This is a genomic window from Pseudomonas sp. PDM03, assembly GCF_014852385.1.
Classification (GTDB): domain Bacteria; phylum Pseudomonadota; class Gammaproteobacteria; order Pseudomonadales; family Pseudomonadaceae; genus Aquipseudomonas; species Aquipseudomonas migulae.
The window spans coordinates 553,847-575,285 of sequence record NZ_JACVBM010000001.1; the positions used below are offsets into that span (position 1 = coordinate 553,847).

General features: G+C 58.4%; 18 protein-coding genes and 1 pseudogene. 6 read left to right on the top strand and 13 right to left on the bottom strand.

Going from position 1 to position 21,439, the window contains the following annotated elements; all coding sequences use genetic code 11:
• Positions 1-49 precede the first annotated feature (49 nt).
• Both IB254_RS02730 and IB254_RS02735 read left to right on the top strand, forming a co-directional pair.
• A complete protein-coding gene (locus IB254_RS02730) occupies positions 50-1,624 on the top strand; it encodes a RimK family protein (RefSeq protein WP_223434350.1) in 1,575 nt (524 codons plus the stop codon).
• A 7-nt stretch (positions 1,625-1,631) separates the two neighbouring features.
• Positions 1,632-2,555, top strand: a complete 924-nt coding sequence (locus IB254_RS02735) for a magnesium transporter CorA family protein (protein WP_192416297.1) — start codon at positions 1,632-1,634, stop codon at positions 2,553-2,555.
• 145 nt (positions 2,556-2,700) lie between these two features.
• On the opposite strand, the gene IB254_RS02740 is transcribed toward IB254_RS02735, so the two are convergent.
• On the bottom strand, positions 2,701-3,036 hold the full coding sequence (locus IB254_RS02740) for a DUF2834 domain-containing protein (protein WP_192416298.1): 336 nt from the start codon (positions 3,034-3,036) through the stop codon (positions 2,701-2,703).
• 247 nt (positions 3,037-3,283) lie between these two features.
• On the opposite strand from IB254_RS02740, the pseudogene ilvA reads away from it, so the two are divergent.
• Positions 3,284-4,285, top strand: a pseudogene (gene ilvA / locus IB254_RS02745) (threonine ammonia-lyase, biosynthetic); the annotation flags it as partial.
• A 157-nt stretch (positions 4,286-4,442) separates the two neighbouring features.
• On the opposite strand, the gene eco reads toward ilvA, so the two are convergent.
• A complete protein-coding gene (gene eco, locus IB254_RS02750) occupies positions 4,443-4,925 on the bottom strand; it encodes a serine protease inhibitor ecotin (RefSeq protein WP_192416300.1) in 483 nt (160 codons plus the stop codon).
• 304 nt (positions 4,926-5,229) lie between these two features.
• Between eco and IB254_RS02755 the strand changes: the two genes are divergently transcribed.
• Positions 5,230-5,499 (top strand): DUF1652 domain-containing protein, encoded by a 270-nt coding sequence (locus tag IB254_RS02755; protein ID WP_192416301.1) that lies wholly within the window; start codon positions 5,230-5,232, stop codon positions 5,497-5,499.
• Between the two features lie 60 nt (positions 5,500-5,559).
• Here IB254_RS02755 and IB254_RS02760 read toward each other — a convergent pair whose 3' ends face one another.
• On the bottom strand, positions 5,560-5,826 hold the full coding sequence (locus IB254_RS02760) for a DUF2790 domain-containing protein (RefSeq protein ID WP_192416302.1): 267 nt from the start codon (positions 5,824-5,826) through the stop codon (positions 5,560-5,562).
• Between the two features lie 504 nt (positions 5,827-6,330).
• Between IB254_RS02760 and IB254_RS02765 the strand changes: the two genes are divergently transcribed.
• Positions 6,331-6,627 (top strand): hypothetical protein, encoded by a 297-nt coding sequence (locus IB254_RS02765; RefSeq protein WP_192416303.1) that lies wholly within the window; start codon positions 6,331-6,333, stop codon positions 6,625-6,627.
• Between the two features lie 66 nt (positions 6,628-6,693).
• Here IB254_RS02765 and IB254_RS02770 read toward each other — a convergent pair whose 3' ends face one another.
• Together IB254_RS02770 and IB254_RS02775 are read right to left on the bottom strand one after the other, a co-directional pair.
• Positions 6,694-7,245: a hypothetical protein gene (locus tag IB254_RS02770; RefSeq protein ID WP_192416304.1), complete on the bottom strand. Its 552-nt coding sequence runs from the start codon at positions 7,243-7,245 to the stop codon at positions 6,694-6,696.
• 69 nt (positions 7,246-7,314) lie between these two features.
• Positions 7,315-9,291: a type VI secretion system tip protein VgrG gene (locus IB254_RS02775; RefSeq protein WP_192416305.1), complete on the bottom strand. Its 1,977-nt coding sequence runs from the start codon at positions 9,289-9,291 to the stop codon at positions 7,315-7,317.
• A gap of 374 nt (positions 9,292-9,665) precedes the next feature.
• Between IB254_RS02775 and IB254_RS02780 the strand changes: the two genes are divergently transcribed.
• Positions 9,666-10,967, top strand: a complete 1,302-nt coding sequence (locus IB254_RS02780) for an OprD family porin (RefSeq protein ID WP_192416306.1) — start codon at positions 9,666-9,668, stop codon at positions 10,965-10,967.
• A gap of 384 nt (positions 10,968-11,351) precedes the next feature.
• Here IB254_RS02780 and IB254_RS02785 read toward each other — a convergent pair whose 3' ends face one another.
• The 8 genes from IB254_RS02785 to IB254_RS02820 form a co-directional block, all read right to left on the bottom strand.
• Entirely contained in the window at positions 11,352-12,542 is a 1,191-nt protein-coding gene (locus IB254_RS02785) for a hypothetical protein (RefSeq protein ID WP_192416307.1), read from the bottom strand.
• 213 nt (positions 12,543-12,755) lie between these two features.
• Positions 12,756-13,694, bottom strand: coding sequence for a carbohydrate kinase family protein (locus IB254_RS02790; RefSeq protein WP_192416308.1), 939 nt, complete (start codon positions 13,692-13,694; stop codon positions 12,756-12,758).
• A 13-nt stretch (positions 13,695-13,707) separates the two neighbouring features.
• A complete protein-coding gene (xylB, locus tag IB254_RS02795) occupies positions 13,708-15,204 on the bottom strand; it encodes a xylulokinase (protein WP_192416309.1) in 1,497 nt (498 codons plus the stop codon).
• 159 nt (positions 15,205-15,363) lie between these two features.
• The gene (locus IB254_RS02800; RefSeq protein ID WP_192416310.1) at positions 15,364-16,836 is read right to left on the bottom strand and encodes a mannitol dehydrogenase family protein; all 1,473 of its coding nucleotides are present in this window, start codon (positions 16,834-16,836) and stop codon (positions 15,364-15,366) included.
• 16 nt (positions 16,837-16,852) lie between these two features.
• The gene (locus IB254_RS02805) at positions 16,853-17,956 is read right to left on the bottom strand and encodes an ABC transporter ATP-binding protein (RefSeq protein WP_192416311.1); all 1,104 of its coding nucleotides are present in this window, start codon (positions 17,954-17,956) and stop codon (positions 16,853-16,855) included.
• A gap of 159 nt (positions 17,957-18,115) precedes the next feature.
• The gene (locus tag IB254_RS02810; RefSeq protein WP_008026557.1) at positions 18,116-18,946 is read right to left on the bottom strand and encodes a carbohydrate ABC transporter permease; all 831 of its coding nucleotides are present in this window, start codon (positions 18,944-18,946) and stop codon (positions 18,116-18,118) included.
• A 10-nt stretch (positions 18,947-18,956) separates the two neighbouring features.
• Entirely contained in the window at positions 18,957-19,883 is a 927-nt protein-coding gene (locus tag IB254_RS02815) for a carbohydrate ABC transporter permease (protein WP_032828623.1), read from the bottom strand.
• A 143-nt stretch (positions 19,884-20,026) separates the two neighbouring features.
• A complete protein-coding gene (locus IB254_RS02820; RefSeq protein WP_192416312.1) occupies positions 20,027-21,337 on the bottom strand; it encodes an ABC transporter substrate-binding protein in 1,311 nt (436 codons plus the stop codon).
• Positions 21,338-21,439 lie beyond the last annotated feature (102 nt).

Below are 21,439 nucleotides of genomic sequence, written 5' to 3' on the forward strand. Positions count from 1 at the left end.
AAGTTCGTGCTTAATAGGAAAGGTCTTGTTCTCCAACGGATCAATCACTATGTCAGCGGTACAAGGTCATTGGCGCGAAGTATCCGAGCAAAGTTTGCCGGCAGCAACTTATTTAAATGACACGGTTAGAACTTCAAGTCAGTTGATTATCATCGTCGAACGCAAGGAAGACTGGGCGTCCTACTTTCCCAGCGAAGACATCGTCACGGCTCAGGAATACCTCGAGCAGACCCGCGACAACGAGCAGGGCAAACGGGTCCAGGTGATCAACCTGTGCCGCAGCTACAAGTACCTGGGGCACGGTTATTACTGCTCGCTGCTGGCCGAGGCGCGGGGGCACAAGGTTATTCCATCGGTGCGCACCATCAGCGAACTGACGCGCAAAGCCCTGTACGGCCTGGCGCTGGATGACCTGGATAAAACCCTGGAAAAAGCCCTCAGTCATCACCTTTACAGTGATACCGAAGGTTTTACCCTGACCCTGTATTTTGGCAAGACACATATAGAGCCATTGCAGGATTTGGCGAGACAGTTGTTTGAAGTGTTTCCGTGTCCGATATTGTTAGTTGAGTTTCGCCGAACTAACGGCTGGCACATCGAAGGGATAAAGTCTGGCGCCTTGCACAAGTTGCGCGAAGATCAGGAAGATCAGTTCGCCCACTCACTCGATACGTTCAGTCGCAAGATCTGGCGTGTGCCACGGTCGCGACGCCTGGCCCGTTATGACCTGGCGATCCTGCACGATCCGCAGGAAGCGTTGCCGCCGTCCAACCCCAAGGCGCTGGAAAATTTCGTACGCGTGGGCAAGACCTTGGGCATTGATGTGGAGCTGATCGAGCGCAAGGACTACGCGCGCATCGCCGAATACGACGGGCTCTTGATCCGCGAGACCACAAGCGTCGACAACCACACCTACCGTTTCGCGAAAAAAGCCGAGAGCGAAGGGTTGGTGGTGATGGACGACCCGGCATCGATTCTGCGCTGCACCAACAAGGTCTACCTGACCGACCTGCTCAACAGCCATCAATTGGGCATGCCCGCCACGGAAATCCTCTACAAGGAACGACCGGAAGACTTCGAACGTGTCGGCGAGCGCCTGGGTTTTCCGCTGGTGTTGAAGATTCCCGACGGTTGTTTCTCCCGTGGCGTGATCAAGGTCGAAAGCCAGCAAGCCTTGCTCGAAGCCACCGCCGAACTGTTCGAACACTCGGTGCTGTTGCTGGCTCAGGAGTTCTTCTACACCGAGTACGACTGGCGCATCGGCGTGCTCAACCGCAAACCGATCTTTGCCTGCCAGTACTTCATGTCCAAGGGCCATTGGCAGATCTACAACCATAAGGCCAAAGGGCAAGACATCAACGGCGAATGCCGTACCCTGGCGGTGCACGAAGCACCGCGTGCGGTGGTGGAGCTGGCGGTGAAAACCGCGAACCTCATCGGCGACGGCCTCTACGGCGTCGACCTCAAGCAGTCCGGCGACAAGGTGGTGGTGATCGAGGTCAACGATAACCCGAACATGGATGCCGGCATCGAGGACGCGTATCTGCAGGACGATTTGTACTCGTTGGTGCTGGAAGAGTTCGTCCGCCGACTGGAACTCAAACGCCGCGGCCAAGCCTGGTGAACGGCCGATGATCAAGAGCTTTCAACTGACCCACGGCGTGCTGCATGTGGTCGAACGGCTGGACGCCGAAGTGATGCTGTTCAGCAACCCCGACGCGGCTGAGCGCGACTTGCTGCACAGCCATTTCAAACTCGATGAACACGCCCTGGCGTCGGCGCTGGACCCCGATGAGGTATCGCGCATCGAGTTTCACCCCGATAACCTGTTTCTGATCTGGAAGCGCCCGGAGAACTACTCCGGCGCCGGCAGCCTGGCTTTTGAAGTGTCGTCATGCGGTTTGCTGTTTTCTACCCAGCGTTTGCTGGTGATCGCCACCGACGATTCACCGCTGCATGGGCTCGGCACCCGACAGAAACTGAACACGCCGCTGGATGTGTTGCTGGATTTGCTGTTCAACAACATCCATCACTACCTGGGCCACCTCAAGGTGATCAAGCTGGTTGCGCGGGAGTTGCAGCAGAAATTCAACGCGTCGATGCAGAACCAGCACCTGATTCAGATGTTCAACCTCAGTGAAAGCCTGATCTATTACATCAATGCGATTCACAGCAACGGCGCGGTCCTGACCCGGCTGCGCAACCACGCGGAAAAGGAGCACTTCGGCGCCGAGGCCATCGGCCTGATCGACGACCTGATCATTGAAAACAACCAGTGCTACAAACAGGCGGAAATCTATTCCACGGTGTTCTCCGGGCTGATCGACGCCCGGGGCAACCTGATGAACAACAGCATGAACAACCTGCTGCGCAAACTGACGCTGATCAACGTGGTGTTCCTGCCGCTGAACCTGATTGCGAGCATCGGCGGCATGTCCGAGTTCAGCATGATGACGGCGGGGACGCCGTGGTGGGTGTCGTATCCATTATTTTTGACGGCGATGATGCTAGGGGCGGGAGTGATGGTGTTGGGGCTCAGGCGTTTGGCCAAATGATGTGGTGAATGTCAGGCCGTAATCGCGAGCAGGCTCGCTCCCACAATGGTCCGGGTTGAACTCAGGTTTCCTGTTCAACACAAATCTCCTGTAGGAGCCGGCTTGCTGGCGATGGCGGCCTCAACCCCCCCCCAAACACTTCGGATCAGACTTCTTGCGTGGCACCCACAGACCTCTTCCGATCCTGCAAACCCCGAACCACCAGATACAACAACGGCCCAATCGATACAAAAACCGCCGTAATCACCAGATAAGGCACCACCGACCACCCCGACTGCCCACGCTTGCGCGCATCGCTGTACATCCACACCCCGGCCAGCGTCGCCAGCAGATACAGATCAATCACCACCTGCGCCGTATCAGGTCGCGACATCAGGCTGATGCCAAATTCGATCAACGATTGTTCCACCTGGAGCATCACCGCAACGGTGTAGCCAGCGAAGGCGAGCAGGGCAATCAGGGGCAGGGCGATGGACTTCATGGTTTCCTTCCTTGGACGATGAGCAGAACAGCGAGCCTACACAGGCCGGGAAAATTTGGCCATTGACTTGCCTGTCGTGCCCGGCTAATTTCCAGCCATGACTTCCACCGTATTGCGCTGCCAGCCAAGCATTATTACCGCCATTCCTTATTTGGCGGGCTAGCTCACGACTGCAGCACCCAACCCGCCCTAGAGGCGGGTTTTTACTTTCTGTCTCTTGGGTTCTGATCAGCGTCAGGAGACGAACATGAACAGCACACCCGCCCAGCAGACCTTGCTTGAGCATTACGTCAAAAAGATCCTCGCCGCGCCGGTGTACGAACTGGCGGTACGCACGCCGTTGCAAGCCGCGCCGGCGCTGTCCGAAGCCCTCGGCAATCAGATCCTGCTCAAGCGCGAAGATTTGCAGCCGACCTTTTCCTTCAAGATCCGTGGCGCCTACAACAAACTGGTGCAACTGAGCGATGAGCAGAAGGCGCGCGGCGTGATCACCGCCTCGGCAGGCAATCATGCCCAGGGCGTGGCGCTGGCGGCGCGTGAATTGGGGATTGCCGCGACCATCGTCATGCCCGCCACAACGCCGGAATTGAAGGTGCTCGGGGTGCGCAGCCGTGGTGCCGATGCCGTGCTGCACGGGGAGAGTTTTCCGTTTGCCCTGGCGTACGCCTTGAACCTGGCAGAACAAACCGGCCGCACCTTCGTTTCGCCCTTCGACGACCCGGACGTGATCGCGGGGCAGGGCACCGTCGCCATGGAAATCCTTCGTCAGCACCAAGGAGCGCTCGACGCGATCTTCGTGCCGGTGGGCGGTGGCGGCCTGATCGCGGGCATCGCTGCGTACGTCAAATACCTGCGACCTGAAATCCGCATCATAGGCGTCGAGTCGGAACATTCCGCGTGTCTGCGCGCCGCCTTACAGGTAGACGAGCGTGTTGTCCTGCCCAACGTCGGTACGTTCGCCGATGGCGTCGCCGTCGCTCAGATCGGCGCTTATGGTTTCGAGGTCTGCCGGTTTTGCGTAGATGAGGTGCTGACCGTCAGCAATGACGAACTCTGCGCGGCGATCAAGAACATCTACGACGATACCCGCTCGATCACCGAACCTTCCGGTGCTCTGGCCGTGGCTGGCATCAAAAAGTACGTGGCGCAGACTGGCGTGCGTGGTCAGACGCTGGTGGCCATCGACTCCGGCGCCAACATCAACTTCGACAGCTTGCGCCACGTCGCCGAGCGCGCCGCGCTGAGCGACGCCCCGGCGTGAGCGGGCGCAGGGCGCCAACCAATCCCCAATCCCCTGTGGGAGCGAGCCTGCTCGCGATAGCGGTCTGTCAGTCAACCACAATGTTGAAACTGAAGACGCCATCGCGAGCAAGCTTGCTCCTACAGGTTTTGCATTTGGGCGGGGATTACTCCTGAACAGCTTTTTCGACCGTGCTCGACGCCGACCAGATCCGATAACGCACTTCAACATCCTTGGGCACATACAGCACGATCGGCAGCTTGCTGTTGTAACGCAACCTGAAACCGTCACCGACCACCGGGACGAAGTCCTGTTTGCTTTTGCCATCCGGGCAGGCCATCAGCGTGCTCATCGGGCCGATCACTTTTTCCAGTCGGTAGAACGGGTAGCCCCAGCCTTCGAGGTTTTTCTCCTCGAGCATGCCGCCCAAGCGTTGGCGATTGCAGTCAACGGTCAAGGTCTTACCGGCGAGAATTTCGACTTGGTAGTTGTCTTCAGCGGATTTCGGGGCGAGGTGAATGACCTGGCGGGTGAAGCCGTTTTCGGCTTTGGGAAACGGTGCAACGTCTTCGAGTTTCGCCGCGTGAACAACGGTCGATAGCCCGGCAACAATCAGCCCGACGGTAGTGAAACGGGTCAATGAACCCATGATGCCTCCTTGCGTGTGAGTAGGGTCAGCAGATACTGACTGAACTGGCCGCAGTTTTACCACCATGGGCGGCCAATGCAACGCCGGGATCATCAGGTTGCAATTTGCAGGGGCGAGAACCTGCGTTCATGCAAACTGCATGAGCCCATTTACTTGAAGACACATTAAACCTTTGAATTACCGATGAGCTGCACGGCGAAATCCGGGGCATGTTTTATGCTTCATCTGGTCCCGAAGCTGGCCGCGAATGAGTTGAGTCGGCATTGATAGCTGATTGGCAATCTCACAAAAGGAGAAGGTCGCCATGTTTCTTTCTGCCTTGGAACTTCGCAACATCATAGAAAGCAGTTTTCTGCCGAAACGTTGTCAATGCACGCTGACACCCGACCTGTCGATGAGCATCAAGGTGTATGCCGACGGCCAGACCGATCAAGTGGATCTATTGGTCACTGGCATAGACGCCAGCACACTCAATGGCTGCCAGGAAATCAATGCCCTGATTGCCGAGCTGCGCACCGAAATTCAGCATCGGGCAGAACTCCAGACGCTGCACCCCGATCGGCAATCGCTTTAACTCGCCGTCGTCACATCACGGGTCTGGCCAGGAAGCCAGCCCCGTGTTTGTTGTTTCCGATCAATTCTGATAACTGCACGCATCCGACCATTTGCGATACGAGATCTCTGCGGGTTTGCCCGACGTATCGATGTACTTCATCTCAGCCGTAATGACTTTGCAGTCCAGCGTCGTAGGTTCGGTCAGCGCGACCACCTTGGCCACGTGCAGCGGCATCCCGTATTCGTAGGGCACGGCTTGTGAGGAAGTGGTGTCGTCGGCCTGGGCAAGCCCGGTAAACCCGGTGCAGGCGAGGGTGGCGGTGACCAGCAAAATGCGCGTATTCATGAGCAATCTCCGGTGCGGACGGAACGAGAGTTCGACGTAGTGAACGTCGAACCTGCCGCACTGGGCGTCAGAGGAACCTGAGGGCGTGCGGTCCAGTAAAGTCTTGGACCGCAGGGTTAAGCAATGGTTAACCCGGCTGAATGCCGCCTGTCGTGAGGGGCGTTTCTGTCAGGCATTTCGTTGGGGTGAAAATCTTCGGTAGCTTCGGCTTCGTCCTACAAGGATGGATGCTTTATCGACTTTCGGCTGATGGGGCGTAGCGATTACTGTTTGGGCTCGCTGCAAAATCAGCGAACAGGTTTGGTCACCTGATTCCATCACATTGTGTGCCATCATTCGCACCGCGGACTTCCAAGTCCTCGTAGAGCGTTGCAATGGCGGCTGTGTGCTGGACGCCTTCGGGCGAACCGATTTGATGGTTTCGGTTGACCAAGCCTGTACACAGCCGCCTCCCACCGTTTGGTCACGGTGCTGGCGTTATTTGCCTACCATCGAGAAATAACTATGCCAACGATAAATCCGTTCCCCGAACGTCACCGTTCAATCAAAAGCAGTGTCACCGAAACATCTCCTCTGGTCATCGACACAGAAGCCAACCCCCAAGACATCCTCGAAGCCGCCCTCCAGCGCATCCGCGCCTCCAGCGAGCTACTTGAAACACTCCACCTCCAATGTTTCAAAGACGGCGACGTGCAGGACATTCCGCACATCACGCACGCCCTTTACCTGCTGACGCAGGACGGTTGCGACTTGCTCAAGGTTGCGCAGCAACGGATGCTGGGCTGGAAGGCATCAGCCTGACGTTTGATCTTTACTGACAAATCCAGCGCCCGTAGGCGCTGGATTTTTTATGGAAGGGGCGTCGCGTCAAGGCTCGGAGGCGTTCAGTTGTATTAATGACTCGCCCTTCGAGGCCACTGGAAACTCATCTAACTCTAGAAAAAGCCCGTTTTTCCCGTAGCTCAAATATTTGTGCGAGCTTTCATTACCCGTATTCTCAAAGATCACCTGCGCACCCTGAGCGGAAATTTTTATCCAGCGAGGACGGTTCCTTTCGGCGAAATCAATACGTTGGATTTTCCCGTCCGTTGAATCGAAATAGAACAAAGCTCCTTGCAGATAGTTAGAAGTGAACACGCCCGACACCACGAGTGCATGTGCATTTTTTTGATCTGAAGTGCATTGCCATTGCACTTCGCTTCCTCGAGATGCCTCTGCATCGTCGTATATAAATCGGGTGATTTGGCCATAGCGGGTTTTGTAAATATAGGAATCGATGATTGGCGAGCCACGCAGCAGCGAAATCGTGTGTTGTGATCCTGCCAATTCGCAATCGATCATCGTTTGTAACGGCGGTTGAGCAGCCAATGTCTGAACGCAAAAAATGACAAGCCCAATGCCAGACACAACATTCTTCATTTGATCCCGCCACAATGGACGAAGTGGCCGAGCGATCGAGTCAAGACCCGTTCGCTCGCCGTAACTGTTTTAGTGAACCGTCTTCGCCTGCACCACATTCCCCGCACGATCCTGATCGGCAGGCGTCGGCACCACCGGCGGCAACTGAGCAATCCCCGTGCCCGCACCCGGCGCACCGCCCGAGTTGGCCTTCACCTCAGCCCCACTAATCGTCACACCACCCGCATCGACCTTGACGAAACTCCCGCCAGCCTTCGCCGTCAGTTCCATCCCGCCTTCAACCACGACCTTGTTCCCCGCGTGGTAGTGAATCTCTTCACCCGCCTCAACAAACTGCGCCGTCCCGACCTTCACATGCTGGGTTACACCCACCGTAAGGTGATCATCCGCCCGCGCTTCAGTCTTGCGATCCAGATGTGTGATCCGATGCTCTTCTACCTTGAACTCGCTAAACACCTTCGCCTCAACCGTGTCATGCCGCTCACTGCCGATGCGGATTTTCTGGTCGTGTTCGATGTTTTCATCCCAGTCGCGCTGGGCATGCAGGTAGATCTGTTCCGCGCCTTTTTTGTCTTCGATGCGGAATTCGTTGTAGCCCTTGCCGCCCTGGGAGCTGAGGGTCTTGAAGGTGCTGCGGGTTTTGTTGGCCGGCAGGTCGTAGGGGACGACGTTTTCCTTGTGGTACAGGCAGCCGGTGACCAGCGGTTGGTCGGGGTCGCCTTCGAGGAAGGTGACGAGCACTTCCATGCCGACACGCGGGATGGCGATGCCGCCGTAGGCGCTGCCGGCCCAGCCGGTGGCGACGCGCAGCCAGCAACTGGTGTTGTCGTTGGCCTGGCCGTCGCGGTCCCAGTGGAATTGCACTTTGACGCGGCCGTACTCGTCGCAGTGGATTTCCGAGCCGGGCGGGCCGGTGACGATGGCGGTCTGGCTGCCGAGGACTTGCGGTTTCGGGTGTTCGAGGGCAGGGCGGTAGTGCGCGTCCCACGGCGTGGCGAGGAAGCGGTTGCGGTAGCCCTGGTGGAAATCGTCTTTGTTGTGGGTGACGTCGCTGGTGACGTTGGCGCCGAGCACTTGAGGTTGCTTGCCTTCGTGGACCACTTCCAGCAGTAGCCAGAGGTCGTTCCATTCGGCGCGCGGGTGTTCGCTCAGGGCCATGAAGTGACCGCTGACCAGCGTCGGCTGGTCGCCTTTGCCTTCCGCGAGTTTGTAGTCGCTGCGGTGGCGTTCGAGGGCGCGGGTGGCCAGTTGCTTGCCACGGGCACGGTCGGTGAAACGGCCGGGGTAGTCGTAGTCTTCGAGGTCCGGAGCGAACGCACTGGAAGCGGCGCCTTCAGGCAGGATGCGCGGTTTTTCGAAGTCGTAATCGCGGCGGCTGACGCGGCTGGTGCGGGTTTCCAGGCGCAGGTTGAAGCGCTTGATCACCGGTTTCTCGGCGGCCATGCCCGAGTCTTGCTGATAGGCCACGGGCGCCAGTTTGCGGAACACCGTCTGGTCATCGCCGAACACCAGTTTGTGGCCGCTGCTGCTGTGCTGGAAGTGGAAGTGAATGCCTTCTTCTTCGCACAGGCGCTGGATGAAATGCAGGTCGGATTCGTCGTACTGCACGCAGTAGACACGCTCGGGGTAGATCGCGCCGAGCTGGAAGTCATAGGCGTCGGCCAGAATGCCGCGGGCCTCAAGGACTTGGGCGATGATCTTCGGCACCGTCAAATGCTGGAAAATCTGCTGGTCATGGTTGTGGCGCAGGTAGGCCAGTTGCGGCACCAGGCTGATGCTGTAGCGGGTCAGGCTTTTGCCGGAGTCGCCTTGCTCGATGCGATAGACCAGGCCGTTAATGATGCCTTCGCCGGTGGCGCCGAAGGTCAGGCAGCCGGGCTTGTGCAGCAATTCTTCGAGTTTCAGGTCGGGGCGCGCGCTGACCAGTTCGATGTCAAAACAGAAGGGCTGATTGAGGGCTTCGCGACCGACGAAACTGAGTACCTGAAGGTCAGCGGAAACGCCTTCCAGCGTGAGGGAAATATGGATTGCGTTTGCGTCCAGCATGCCTTGAATTCCGTCCTTTGGATAAGCAGGAGCGGATGGTGCAGGATTAAACCGCCTCGTTCAAGGCGCAAATGCCGTAGATGAGGGCGTGCCCCGGCATCGGGAAAACCCCTAATGGCACGGTTTCGACCAATAAACACGGGGGCTCTTTGCCTGCAGGCTCATCGATCAATTGCCCCCCCCGCTGGTCAGCGCCGTGCCAGAACAGGGAGTCATTTTCCGACTAAAGTCGTCTGTAGCCGGTAAAAGCCTTCTGCCATCATTGCTGCTCACCCCCGTGTGTCGCCTTCATCCTGGCCAGTTCCTGGTCCGGGGCGAAGCTATTTTCTGGCTTATTGCGCCTTGCGCAAACGCTGCACTGTTGGAGCTTTTTCATGCGTCCCCCTTTTCAACTCATCACCGCGCGCCAGTCACTCGGCTTCGGCGCTTTAGCCCTGTGCGCCGGTTTTACCGTCCAGGCTCAGGCGAGCGGTTTTCTCGATGACACCACGGCGAAGATCGAATCGCGCACGGTGTATTTCAACCGTGATTTTCGTGATGGTCATACGTCCACCGAACAGGGCGCGTCCAAGCGCGAAGAGTCGGCGCAGGGCTTCATTCTCAATCTGCAATCGGGGTACACCGAAGGCACCGTCGGCTTCGGTATCGATGCGCTGGGCATGCTCGGGTTCAAGCTCGACTCCAGCGCCGACAGCAGCAACAGCGGCTTGCTGCCATCGTCGGGTGAAAACCCGCGAGGCTCGAAAGACCAGTACGCCAAACTCGGGCTGACCGCCAAAGTGCGCGTCTCCGACAGCGTATTGAAGTACGGCGCGCTGCTGCCGGATGTGCCGCTGCTCAAGTACAACGACGGGCGTTTGCTGCCGACGATGTTCAATGGCGCGCAGCTCACGTCTAAAGAGATCAAGGACCTGACGTTCATGGCCGCGCGCCTGGACCAGTACACCGCCCGGGACTCGACCGACGCCCAGGACATCCGCGTGCACTGCAAGAACAAGCGCTACGCCTGCAACGTCACCGCCGATCACTTCGACATGTATGGCTTCGACTACAAGATCAATGAGCGCCTGACTGCGCAGTATCACTACGCCGAGCTGGAAGACATCTATCGCCAGCACTTCGTGGGTTTGCTGGCCAGTCAGCCGCTGGGTGAGGGCGTGCTCAAGGCTGATCTGCGCGTGCTCAAGAGTGCCGACAGCGGCGCCGAGCGTGCCGGCTCCATCGACAACCGCGCACTGAGCGGCATGCTCGCGTACGCCATCAGCGGCCACACCGTCAGCGCCGGTTGGCAGCGCATGAACGGCGACAACTCGATGCCGTACCTGGATGGCACCAATCCGTACCTGGTGAACTACGTGCAGGTCAATGACTTCGCCGCCGCGCAGGAGCGTTCGTGGCAACTGCGTTATGACTATGACTTCAAGTCGATCGGCATCAACGGCCTGAGTTTCCTGACCCGTTACGTCAACGGCGACCACATCAAGGTGCTTGGCAGCGATCAGGAAGGCAAGGAATGGGAGCGCGACAGCGAGCTCAAGTACGTGGTGCAGAGCGGGACGTTCAAGGATGTGAGCCTGCGTCTGCGTAATGCGACATACCGGACCAACTACGAGAAGTTCGCCCGGGATGTGGATGAGACGCGGTTGATCATCAGCTACAACTTTTCGGTGTTGTGACAACGGGGCGCCCTATCGGCGCCCTGATCATTTGCGTTCGGGTCAAGGCAACTGGACGCGAACCCCCTTGATTTGACCGGCGGCAACCTTCGCATAACCCACACCGAACGTGCCTAGAGGCGAAATTGCAGTGGCGCTGTTGTCCCCGGCTCCAAACGGAGAGCGCAAGGTGCGAAACTGTCATAAATAACATCTTGAGTGTTTTTTACGGGATTACGGGAAACACAGAAACAAGAGCGCCGATTTTATTGAGGATGTTCGAGCGAGCGAACACCTCTAACAAAAAGGCGTTCTTGTTTCTGTGTTTTCCGGTGTGAAGAAGCTTAAATTCAGGCCTGCTTTACTCGCATGAGCCCTTATTGAAGGAACATGAGCGAGGGGAAGTCATTGCATCTCAGCCATAAACGCACCATTGGATGAAATGGCATTAAGCCCGCTGTGACGGCCTCCACCCACGAACGTCACCTCAATTGGGGAGGGCGGCACGATATTGCCAGCTACGTCGGCTCCGTCGTCCTCTTTGTTAAGCAGTAGCACATTATCGTCACTTAAACGCCTTACTCGTCCGTAGGTTTGCTTTTCTGGAACCGCGATAAGGTTGAGATAACCTGAAGGTCCCCAATACCCTGCATTTAAAGTTCCCCCTAGATCGCGATATTCAAAAGCAATATTTCCGCGGCTATTAACCGCAACCCCAAGAACGCTGCTTGTATAGCTGTGCAAATCAAGTACATCAGGATTTTGATTAGGTGAATTCCAAAACGTCACCATGGTTTTATTATGCGCCGAATTACAACCTCCTACATATCTGTTCGAGTTATTGACGGCTCGAACCTGACATGATGAAAAATTTGCTGGAACAATCAAATTGACGGCGATAAAGCCTGAGTAGTCCTTATGGGCAACTTTCGCGATGCTTTGCCCGGAAGCATCGTTGCAATTGAGTGCAACACGAGGTTCGTCAGGCGCCAGCTCGTCGTTGATCGCCGCCGACTGGCAATCGTCCCTGGGTGTGGACACAGTCATTGGGGATGCAGGATTGCCAGGGGTCCACATCGTCGCGGTTGAGCGACCATTCTTATCGATACTTTGTCCCACAATAAAACCCAGATTGTTGTTTGCAACCGCCTTTGTGCTGACATCGTCAGGGTTCGCCGGGTCTTGAAAAAGTCCGCGTAGGGGGGCCAGTTTTGTGGCGTCGGTATAGGGAGGCTTCCAGATAGTCCCAAATGTCTTGCCGTAACTATCGAGACAGTTGCCTGAAATTGTATCGTCATTACCGATTGCCAGAACCTTGCAGTCTTTCCCATCTGCCAAGGCCGGTAGCATGACCAGTGCCCCAAATTTTTCGGCCATCCAGACCATTGAGTTGCCCTGTGCTGTCTTGCAGTCTCCAGTCGCACGCCCGTTGTTGTTGATGTCGATCACTTCACAGGAATATCCCGATGGTGTCGGTATATACAGGCGCGTGGCAGCTACTGTATCGGTGCCGTGTGCCAAAACGAATGCTGCCAGTGTCAAGTTCAACGAAGTTAGATTTTTAGTTGTAGTCCTTTTCATTTTTTTTTGCTCCATCTTGTCAGCGCGTCCACTCGAACCTGGGATTTGTTCGAGTCCGTTAAAGCTGCATTGCAAGAACAGTGGATATCAAAAAATTGAAGTCGACAACTGTCATATCTGACAGTAGACGGTCGCTGTTAGATCGTATTCACTTGCTTGCTGAACTCGTCGAGTTTTTTGATGAAAAATTCGTCCCGACAGCACTCCTTTACGACTGGTGACGAGTTGTCAGTTGAGTTGCTGCCGATACGGCAAATCCGGCCCGGTCTTGCTGCACGTCAACGCCGCCGCTTGCACGGCAAACTTCAACATCCCGTCGATCTGCTCGCGCGCCAGCGATTGCACGCCCTCGACCGAATCCAGCTGCTGCTCGGTCAGCCAGGTAATCAACGCCGCCTGAAACGTATCGCCAGCCCCAACGGTGTCGGCAATCTTCACCGGACAGGCCGGCACCGACCACGAACCGTGATTGCGGCTAAACACCGTCGCACCTTCGCCGCCACGGGTCAGGAACACCACCTGACAGCGATGCTGCAACCAGCCTTCAATCACTTGCTGCGGATCCTGCCCGGGATACAACAGGCTCAGGTCCTCATCACTGACTTTGATCAGGTCGGCCAGCTCAACCAGCGCCGCAACCCGCGAACGCCACAGCTCGATGTTCGGTTCAGGATTTAGCCGCACGTTCGGATCAAGGCTGATCAGGCGCTTGCCACTTTCCCGCTGCACCAGGGCCAGCAACGTGTCGGCAATCGGCTGCACCACCAGCGAGAACGAGCCAATGTGCAAGCCGCGCACCTCTGGCCCCAGTTCCGGCAAATGCTCCGGTTTCAACTGCCGATCCGCACAACCTTCGCCGCGAAAGCTGTACTGCGGTGAGCCATTGGTGCCGACTGCGACCATCGCGAGGGTGGTCGGTGCGGCGAAATCCACCAGGTAATCCGGGCGCACGCCTTCATCTTGCAGCACCTGCTGCAAACGCCGGCCCAGATAGTCCGTCGACAACCCGGCAAACAGCGCCGCGTCCACGCCCAAGCGGCGCAAACCCACCGCAACGTTGAAGGGCGAGCCGCCGGCAATCGCCTTGAAATTCACTTTTGAAGCCAGGCCGCTGGCGTCGTCTTCACTGAAGAAATCGAACAGCGCTTCGCCACACACCAGATACATAGTTGTTCACTCTTTAAAGGGTTGCGACATGCTGTTGATAGCGTTCATAGGCCTGCTGACAGGCCGTTACATTTTTTGCAATCGGCAGGGTTTCGCTCGCCGGATCGAGCTTCACGCAACGCTCGCACAAGTCCGCGAGGCTGTCTTCGTGGCCGTTTGCCCAGGATTTGCACCACGCCGCCTGAATCGCCGCGCCGAGGGCGGCAGCTTCGCTTTGTTCGGTGCAGATCACCTTGGTGTTCATGATGTCGGCGACAATCTGGCGCCACACCGGGCTTTTCGAGCCGCCGCCGATCAGGCAGATGGTGCGGCTTTGTAAGCCATTGTGGCGCAGCAGGTCCAGCCCATAACGCAAACCGAAGGTCGTGCCTTCGACCACGGCGCGGCACAAATTGGCTTGCGTCAGATTGGTCATGGTCAAGCCCAGCAGGCTGCCGGTGGCATGGGGCAGGGCTGGGACGCGCTCGCCGTTGAGAAACGGCAGCATGCTCACACCTTCGGCGCCGATCGGTGCTTGCGCGACGAGGGCGTTGAACTGCTCGATATCCAGCTCGAACAGATCGCGAATCACTCCGGTGGCATTGGTCAGGTTCATGGTGCAGATCAGCGGCAACCAGCCACCGCTGGAGGAGCAGAACGTCGCGACCGACGCGTCAGCGCTGACGGTCGGTTGATCGGCATAGGCGTACACCGTGCCCGAGGAACCGAGGCTCATGGTGATCGCGCCGGGCCGGATGTTGCCGGTGCCGATGGCGCCCATCATGTTGTCGCCACCGCCGCTGGACACCAGCGCCTTGGGGTTGATGCCCAGGTGCTCGGCGATGCCCGGCAGGATCGTGCCGACCGCTTGATGGGCGTCGATCAGCTCCGGCAGCGCCGCTTGCAAGCGACCGCTGGGGTCAATGTCGCGCAGCAGCTGCAAGTCCCACTGGCGGGTGCGCACGTTGAAATAACCGGTGCCCGAGGCATCGCCATATTCGCTGCAACTGCGGCCGGTCAGCCAGTAGTTGAGGTAGTCGTGGGGCAGCAGGATGCGCGCGATCCGGGGAAAAACCTCCGGGTGTTGTTCCTTGGTCCAGAGCAGTTTTGAAACGGTGTAGCCCGGTGCGATGACCACACCGAGGCGTTCGAGCGAGCCTTTTTCACCGCCAATGTGCGCCAGCAGACGGTCGTTCTCCGGGGTGGATTCGGTGTCGCACCAGAGCTTGGCGGGGCGCAGTACCTGGCCTTGATCGTCGAGCAGGACCAGGCCGTGTTGCTGACCGGAAACGCCGATGCCGAGGATGTCCTGACCGTCGACGTTTGCCGCGATCAGCGCACGACGCGTGGCTGAAGTGAATGCTTCCAGCCATTGCGATGTGTCCTGCTCGCGACGGCCATTGGCGCCGCTGATCAACGCGTGCGCGGCGGCGCCCTGGCCGAGGACCTGACCGTTGCGGGCATCGAGGATGATTGCCTTGGTGCCTTGGGTGCCGCAGTCGATGCCGAGGAATAGTTGTTGGTTTGCCATGGGAGGTCCTTGGTGTGTCAGGTCTATCTCGGTGAAGCCATTCGCGGGCAAGCCTCGCTCCTACAGGGGATCTTTAGTGGACGCCGATTTTGTGTACGACACCGATCCAATGTGGGAGCGAGCCTGCTCGCGATGACGGCGGTGATTTCACCGCCGCTTTTACGCCAACACCCGCTCCAGCGTCCGCGTCACACCTACCTCCCGCAAACTGTTGCAGCACCATTCAAACGCCGCGACAAACTCCGGCGAATGCGCAATCGCCGTACCAAAAATCTCCTCCACCCCCAGCAGCCGCTGGGTCATCAACGCATCATCGGCCACCAACGCCTGACAAAACGCAGCCCGCGGATCGGGAATGGCGTAGGTATCGCCATTCTCGTCCACACCCTTCAAATACAACGCCCAAGCCGCCACCACCAGCGCCGCACGCTTGGTCTCCCGGCCATCGGCAATCAAGCGGTTGATGGTCGGAATGGTGAACTTGGGAAACTTCGACGAACCGTCCGAGCACACACGCTCCAGCTGATCGGCAATCGCCTGATTGGAAAAGCGTTCCACCAGGGTGTTCTTGTAATCAGTCAGATCAATCCCCGGCACGGGCGACAGTTGCGGCGTCACGTCCAGGTCCATGTAGGCGCGCATGTAACGCACGAACAGCGGGTCGTTCATGGTCTCGTGAACGAAGCGGTAACCCTTCAAAAACCCCAGGTACGTCAGCGCCAGGTGACTGCCGTTGAGCAGTTTGATTTTCATCTCTTCGTACGGCGTGACGTCGTCGGTGAACTGTACGCCGACCTTTTCCCAGGCCGGGCGACCGTTGACGAACTTGTCCTCCAGTACCCACTGCACAAACGGTTCGCAGACCACCGGCCAGGCATCGTCGACCGCGTGTTTGTCGGCAAGTTGCAGGCGATGTTCGGTGCTGGTCATTGGCGTGATGCGGTCGACCATCGCATTCGGGAAACTGACGTTTTCGGCGATCCAGTCGTGCAGGTCTGCATCGCGCAACGCGGCGAAGGCCAGCAACGCTTTGCGGGTGACCGCGCCGTTGTGCGGCAGGTTATCGCAGGACATCAAGGTGAACGCCGGCGTGCCGGCAGAACGGCGTTTGGCCAACGCGGCGCAGAGAAAACCGAACACGGTTTTCGGCGAATCCGGGTGCGCGAGGTCGTGCTGGATCTGCGGCAGGTGGGCCATGAATTCGCCGTTGCTGTCGTCGATGCAGTAACCGCCCTCGGTGATGGTCAGCGAGACGATGCGGATCTCGGGACTCGACAGTTTGTCGATCAACGCTTGCGCGCCGTCCTCGGCCAGCAGCATGTCGCGGATCGCGCCGATGACCCGAACTTCGGTGTCGTCGGTGTCGCCGAGTTCAAACAGGGTGAACAGGTAATCCTGCTCCTTGAGGTCGTCCCGGGCGCGGCGGTCTTCGGCGCGCAGGCCGACGCCGCAAATCGCCCAGTCCAGGCCTTCGCCAGTGTTCATCAAGGCGTCGGTGTAATACGCCTGATGGGCGCGGTGGAAGCCGCCGACGCCAATGTGCGCGATGCCTTGGCGGGCGTCGCTCAGGGCGTAGGCGGGCAGGACCACTTCGGGTGCGAGGTGGTGCAGGTTCTGTTTATTCAGTTTCATCACACGCTCTCTGAAATCAGGCCGCTGCGCGCAACGGGCGGGTCAGCGCCACGCCGTCGGCATCGAATAAATGGCAGTGTTCGGCGTCCAGGTGGAGGCTCAGCGCCTCGCCATAACGGCTGGCCAGATCGCCACGAACCCGCATGGTCAGCGCTTCACCGGAGGAGGTCCGGACGTGGCAGAAGGTGTCGCTGCCCAGGCGTTCGCTGACGTCGGCGGTGACCTGCAAGGTGCAGTCGCCGGTTTGTGCCAGCTCCAGATGTTCCGGGCGAATACCCAGCGTCACCGCACCACCAACGCTCAGGCTTGCGCCGCTCAGCGGCAACGTGATGCGGGTGCCGGCATCGAGCGCCACTTCGCAGCTTTGGCTGTCGACACGGGTGACTTTGCCTTTGAGGAAGCCCATTTTCGGTGTGCCGAGAAAGCCTGCGACAAACAGGTTGGCCGGCTGGTGATACAGGTCCAGCGGCGAGCCGACCTGCTCGATCTTGCCGCCATTGAGCACGACCACTTTGTCGGCCATGGTCATGGCTTCCACCTGGTCGTGGGTCACGTAGATCATCGTGGCTTGCAGTTCTTTGTGCAGGCGCAACAGTTCCAGACGCATCTGTACGCGCAGGGCGGCGTCGAGGTTGGACAGCGGTTCGTCGAACAGGAATATTTTCGGGTTGCGCACGATGGCGCGACCGATGGCCACGCGCTGACGCTGGCCGCCCGACAGTTGCTTCGGCTTGCGCTCCAGCATCGGCCCGAGCTCAAGGATGCGCGCCGCCTCGCCGACTTTCTTCTCGACTTCGGCTTTCGGTACGCCGGCCAGATCAAGGGCAAACGACATGTTTTTGCGCACGCTCATGTGCGGGTACAGGGCGTAGGTCTGGAACACCATCGCCAGGTCACGCTTGGCCGGGCTGACTTCGGTGATGTCGCGGCCGTCGAGTTCGATGCTGCCGCCGCTGACTTCTTCCAGGCCGGCGATCAGGCGCAGCAGGGTGGACTTGCCGCAGCCGGACGGGCCGACGAAGACCACGAATTCCTTGTCGTTCACTTCCAGGTCGATGCCTTTGATGATGGAAAAGCCTTCGAAGCCTTTTTGCAGATTCTTGATTTTCAGGTTGGCCATGGTGATGGGCCTCCGCTTTTAGTTATTCAGATTGAGCCGCGCACGCTTTGTGTAGGAGCCGGCTTGCTGGCGATGACGGCCTCGAGAGCGATGCAAATATCAATGGCCTCATCGCCAGCAAGCCGGCTCCTACAAGGGATCGTGTCGTGTCAGTAATCTTCATTTCACCGCGCCAAACGACAGGCCGCGGACCAGTTGTTTCTGGCTGATCCAGCCGAAGATCAGGATCGGCGCGCAGGCCAGGGTCGACACCGCCGACAACTTGGCCCAGAACAGCCCTTCGGGGCTTGAGTACGAAGCGATCAGCGCGGTCAGTGGCGCGGCTTTCGACGAGGTCAGGTTCAGCGACCAGAAGGCTTCGTTCCAGCACAGGATCAACGACAGCAACACCGTGGACGCCAAACCGCCTTTGGCGATCGGCAACAACACGCGGACCATTTCCTGCCACAGCGTGGCGCCGTCCAGACGCGCGGCTTCGAGGATGTCTTTGGGGATGTCCTTGAAGTAGGTGTAAATCATCCAGACTACGATCGGCAGGTTGATCAGCGTGTAGATCACGATCAGCGCGATGCGTGTGTCGAGCAGACCAAAGCTCTTGGCCAACAGGTAGATCGGCATCAGCACGCCCACCGGCGGCAGCATTTTTGTGGAGAGCATCCACAGCAGCGTGCCTTTGGTGCGTTGGGTTTCGTAGAACGCCATCGAGTAGGCCGCCGGCACCGCGATCAGCAGGCACAGCGCCGTGGCGCTGAAGGAAATCACCACCGAGTTCCAGGCAAAACTGAAGTAATCGCTGCGCTCGTTGATGTGCAGGTAATTCTCCAGTGTCGGCGTGAAGATGAATTGCGGCGGCGTGGCGAACGCGTCGATTTCGGTTTTGAAACTGGTCAGCACCATCCAGAAAATCGGGAAGAAGATCAGGATCGCGATGGCCCAGGCCAGCGTGCCGAGCAGCACACTTTGCAGACGACGGGATTGTTGAAGGGTCATGGCGCGGGCCTCAGGCTTTGTCTGTCAGGTTTTTGCCGATCATGCGCACCAGCACGATGGCCGCGATGTTGGCGATCACCACCGCAATCAAACCGCCGGCGGACGCCATGCCGACGTCGAACTGCACCAGCGCCTGGTTGTAGATCAGGTAGGCGAGGTTGGTCGAGGCGTAGCCGGGGCCGCCGTTGGTGGTGGTGAAGATTTCAGCGAACACCGAGAGCAGGAAGATGGTTTCGATCATCACCACGACGGCAATCGGTCGTGCCAGGTGCGGCAGGGTCAAGTGCCAGAAGATTGCAATCGGCCCGGCACCGTCGAGGCGCGCGGCTTCTTTCTGTTCCTGGTCTAGGGACTGCATGGCGGTCATCAGGATCAGGATCGCAAAGGGCAGCCATTGCCAGGACACAATGATGATGATCGACAGCAGCGGGTAGTGCGCCAGCCAGTCCACCGGTTGCGCGCCGAACAGTTTCCAGACGTAGGCGAGAATCCCCGACACCGGGTGGAAAATCAGGTTCTTCCAGATCAGCGCACCGACGGTGGGCATGATGAAAAACGGCGAGATCAACATCACTCGCACGACGCCCCGACCGAGAAAATCACTGGCCTCCAGCAGCGCACTGATCAACACCCCGAGCACCACACTGATCAGCAATACGCTGCCCACCAGCAACAAGGTGTTGGTGGCGCCGGGCATGAACCCGGAGTCCGTCAGGAAGTAGGTGAAGTTCTCAAGCCCCACGAACTCGTTCTCGCCCGGGTTGAGCAGGTTGTAGCGGATCATCGAGAAGTAAACAGTCATGCCCAGCGGCACGATCATCCACAGCAGCAGCAAGGCCACCGAAGGACTGACCAGAAACCAGCCGGGGTTGGCCAACCGGCTTTTACGCACCGGCTGGGGAATGTCCATGTGAGCTTTGGCAGTTGAAATATTCATGGTGAAAGAACCCATTAAGAACAGGAACAGGCGAGGCGCAAAACCTGTAGGAGCCGGCTTGCTGGCGATGAACGATGACTCGGTATCACTTTGGAGCGGCGTCGTATTCATCGCCAGCAAGCCGGCTCCTACAGGGGACTGGGTTACTTGGGGTAACCCGCGCGCTTCATCTCACGCTCGGTGGTTTGCTGGGCGGCGGTCAGGGCCTGGTCGACTGTGGTCTGACCGATCAGCGCCGCCGAGAACGACTTGCCTACCTGAGTGCCAATGCCTTGGAACTCGGGGATGGTCACCAGCTGAATGCCGATGTAGGGCACAGGCTTGAGCGTCGGCTTGCTTGGGTCCGCCGTTTTCAGCGACTCGAGCGTGACCTTGGCAAATGGCGCGGCGCTCATGTACGCCTCGCTGTAAGTCGAGGCCCGCGTGCCTGGCGGTACGTTGGCAATGCCGTCCTTTTCCGCGACCAGTGCGCCGTATTCCTTGGAGGTTGCCCAGGCACTGAAGGTCTTCGCCGCGTCCTTGGCTTTGGAGCTGGTCGGAATCGCCAGCGCCCAGGAATAGAGCCAGGCCGAGCCTTTGTCAGTGGTCTGGTGCGGCGCGTAAGTAAAGCCGACGTGCTCGCTGACCTTGCTCTGGGTTTTGTCGGTGACGAACGAGCCGGCGACGCTGGCATCGACCCAGATCGCGCATTTGCCGCTGTTGAACAGTGCGAGGTTTTCGTTGAAACCGTTGCTCGACGCGCCCGGCGGGCCTGACTTCTTCATGGTGTCGACGTAGAAATTCAGGGCGTTTTTCCACTCGGGGCCGGTGAATTCCGGTTGCCATTTTTCATCGAACCAGCGCGCGCCATAAGCATTGGCGACGGTGGTGATCAGCGCCATGTTCTCGCCCCAGCCGGCCTTGCCGCGCAGGCAGATGCCGTACTGCTCTTTATCCTTGTGGGTGAGTTTGCTGGCGAATTCGCCGATCTGTTCCCAGGTCGGGTGTTCCGGCATGGTCAGCCCGGCGTCCTTGAACAGGTCGGTGCGGTAATAGGTGATAGAGCTTTCGGCGTAGAACGGCAAGGCATACAGCGAGCCCTTGACTGACAGGCCTTCACGCACCGACGGGAACACGTCGTCGAGGTCATAAGTGGCCGGCAAATCCTTCATCGGCTCCAGCCAGCCCTTGGCGCCCCAGAGTGCCGCTTCGTACATGCCGATGGTCAGCACGTCGAACTGCCCGCCTTGGGTGGCGATGTCGGTGGTCAAGCGCTGACGCAGGACGTTTTCTTCGAGCACCACCCAATTGAGCTTGATGTCCGGGTGCTCGGCTTCGAAGGTTTTCGAGAGCTTTTGCATGCGGATCATGTCGCTGTTGTTGACGGTGGCGATGGTCAGGGTCTGAGCGCCGAGGCTGACGCTGCTGAGGGTCATGCAGGTGAGGGCTAGCAGAGCTTTTACAGAAGGTTGCATCGTGCACTCCTTTTCTGCACCCGGTGGGGACAGAAGGACAGTTATTGTTTTTGTGTCTTCCGGGGCAGGAAGAATGTGCACTGATTACAGCCTTCAATTGAG

Coding starts and splice junctions, on each gene's coding strand:
- IB254_RS02730 (WP_223434350.1), top strand. CDS start 50: ATGTCAGCGGTACAAGGTCATTGGCGCGAAGTATCCGAGCAAAGTTTG.
- IB254_RS02735 (WP_192416297.1), top strand. CDS start 1,632: ATGATCAAGAGCTTTCAACTGACCCACGGCGTGCTGCATGTGGTCGAA.
- IB254_RS02740 (WP_192416298.1), bottom strand. CDS start 3,036: ATGAAGTCCATCGCCCTGCCCCTGATTGCCCTGCTCGCCTTCGCTGGC.
- eco (WP_192416300.1), bottom strand. CDS start 4,925: ATGGGTTCATTGACCCGTTTCACTACCGTCGGGCTGATTGTTGCCGGG.
- IB254_RS02755 (WP_192416301.1), top strand. CDS start 5,230: ATGTTTCTTTCTGCCTTGGAACTTCGCAACATCATAGAAAGCAGTTTT.
- IB254_RS02760 (WP_192416302.1), bottom strand. CDS start 5,826: ATGAATACGCGCATTTTGCTGGTCACCGCCACCCTCGCCTGCACCGGG.
- IB254_RS02765 (WP_192416303.1), top strand. CDS start 6,331: ATGCCAACGATAAATCCGTTCCCCGAACGTCACCGTTCAATCAAAAGC.
- IB254_RS02770 (WP_192416304.1), bottom strand. CDS start 7,245: ATGAAGAATGTTGTGTCTGGCATTGGGCTTGTCATTTTTTGCGTTCAG.
- IB254_RS02775 (WP_192416305.1), bottom strand. CDS start 9,291: ATGCTGGACGCAAACGCAATCCATATTTCCCTCACGCTGGAAGGCGTT.
- IB254_RS02780 (WP_192416306.1), top strand. CDS start 9,666: ATGCGTCCCCCTTTTCAACTCATCACCGCGCGCCAGTCACTCGGCTTC.
- IB254_RS02785 (WP_192416307.1), bottom strand. CDS start 12,542: ATGGAGCAAAAAAAAATGAAAAGGACTACAACTAAAAATCTAACTTCG.
- IB254_RS02790 (WP_192416308.1), bottom strand. CDS start 13,694: ATGTATCTGGTGTGTGGCGAAGCGCTGTTCGATTTCTTCAGTGAAGAC.
- xylB (WP_192416309.1), bottom strand. CDS start 15,204: ATGGCAAACCAACAACTATTCCTCGGCATCGACTGCGGCACCCAAGGC.
- IB254_RS02800 (WP_192416310.1), bottom strand. CDS start 16,836: ATGAAACTGAATAAACAGAACCTGCACCACCTCGCACCCGAAGTGGTC.
- IB254_RS02805 (WP_192416311.1), bottom strand. CDS start 17,956: ATGGCCAACCTGAAAATCAAGAATCTGCAAAAAGGCTTCGAAGGCTTT.
- IB254_RS02810 (WP_008026557.1), bottom strand. CDS start 18,946: ATGACCCTTCAACAATCCCGTCGTCTGCAAAGTGTGCTGCTCGGCACG.
- IB254_RS02815 (WP_032828623.1), bottom strand. CDS start 19,883: ATGAATATTTCAACTGCCAAAGCTCACATGGACATTCCCCAGCCGGTG.
- IB254_RS02820 (WP_192416312.1), bottom strand. CDS start 21,337: ATGCAACCTTCTGTAAAAGCTCTGCTAGCCCTCACCTGCATGACCCTC.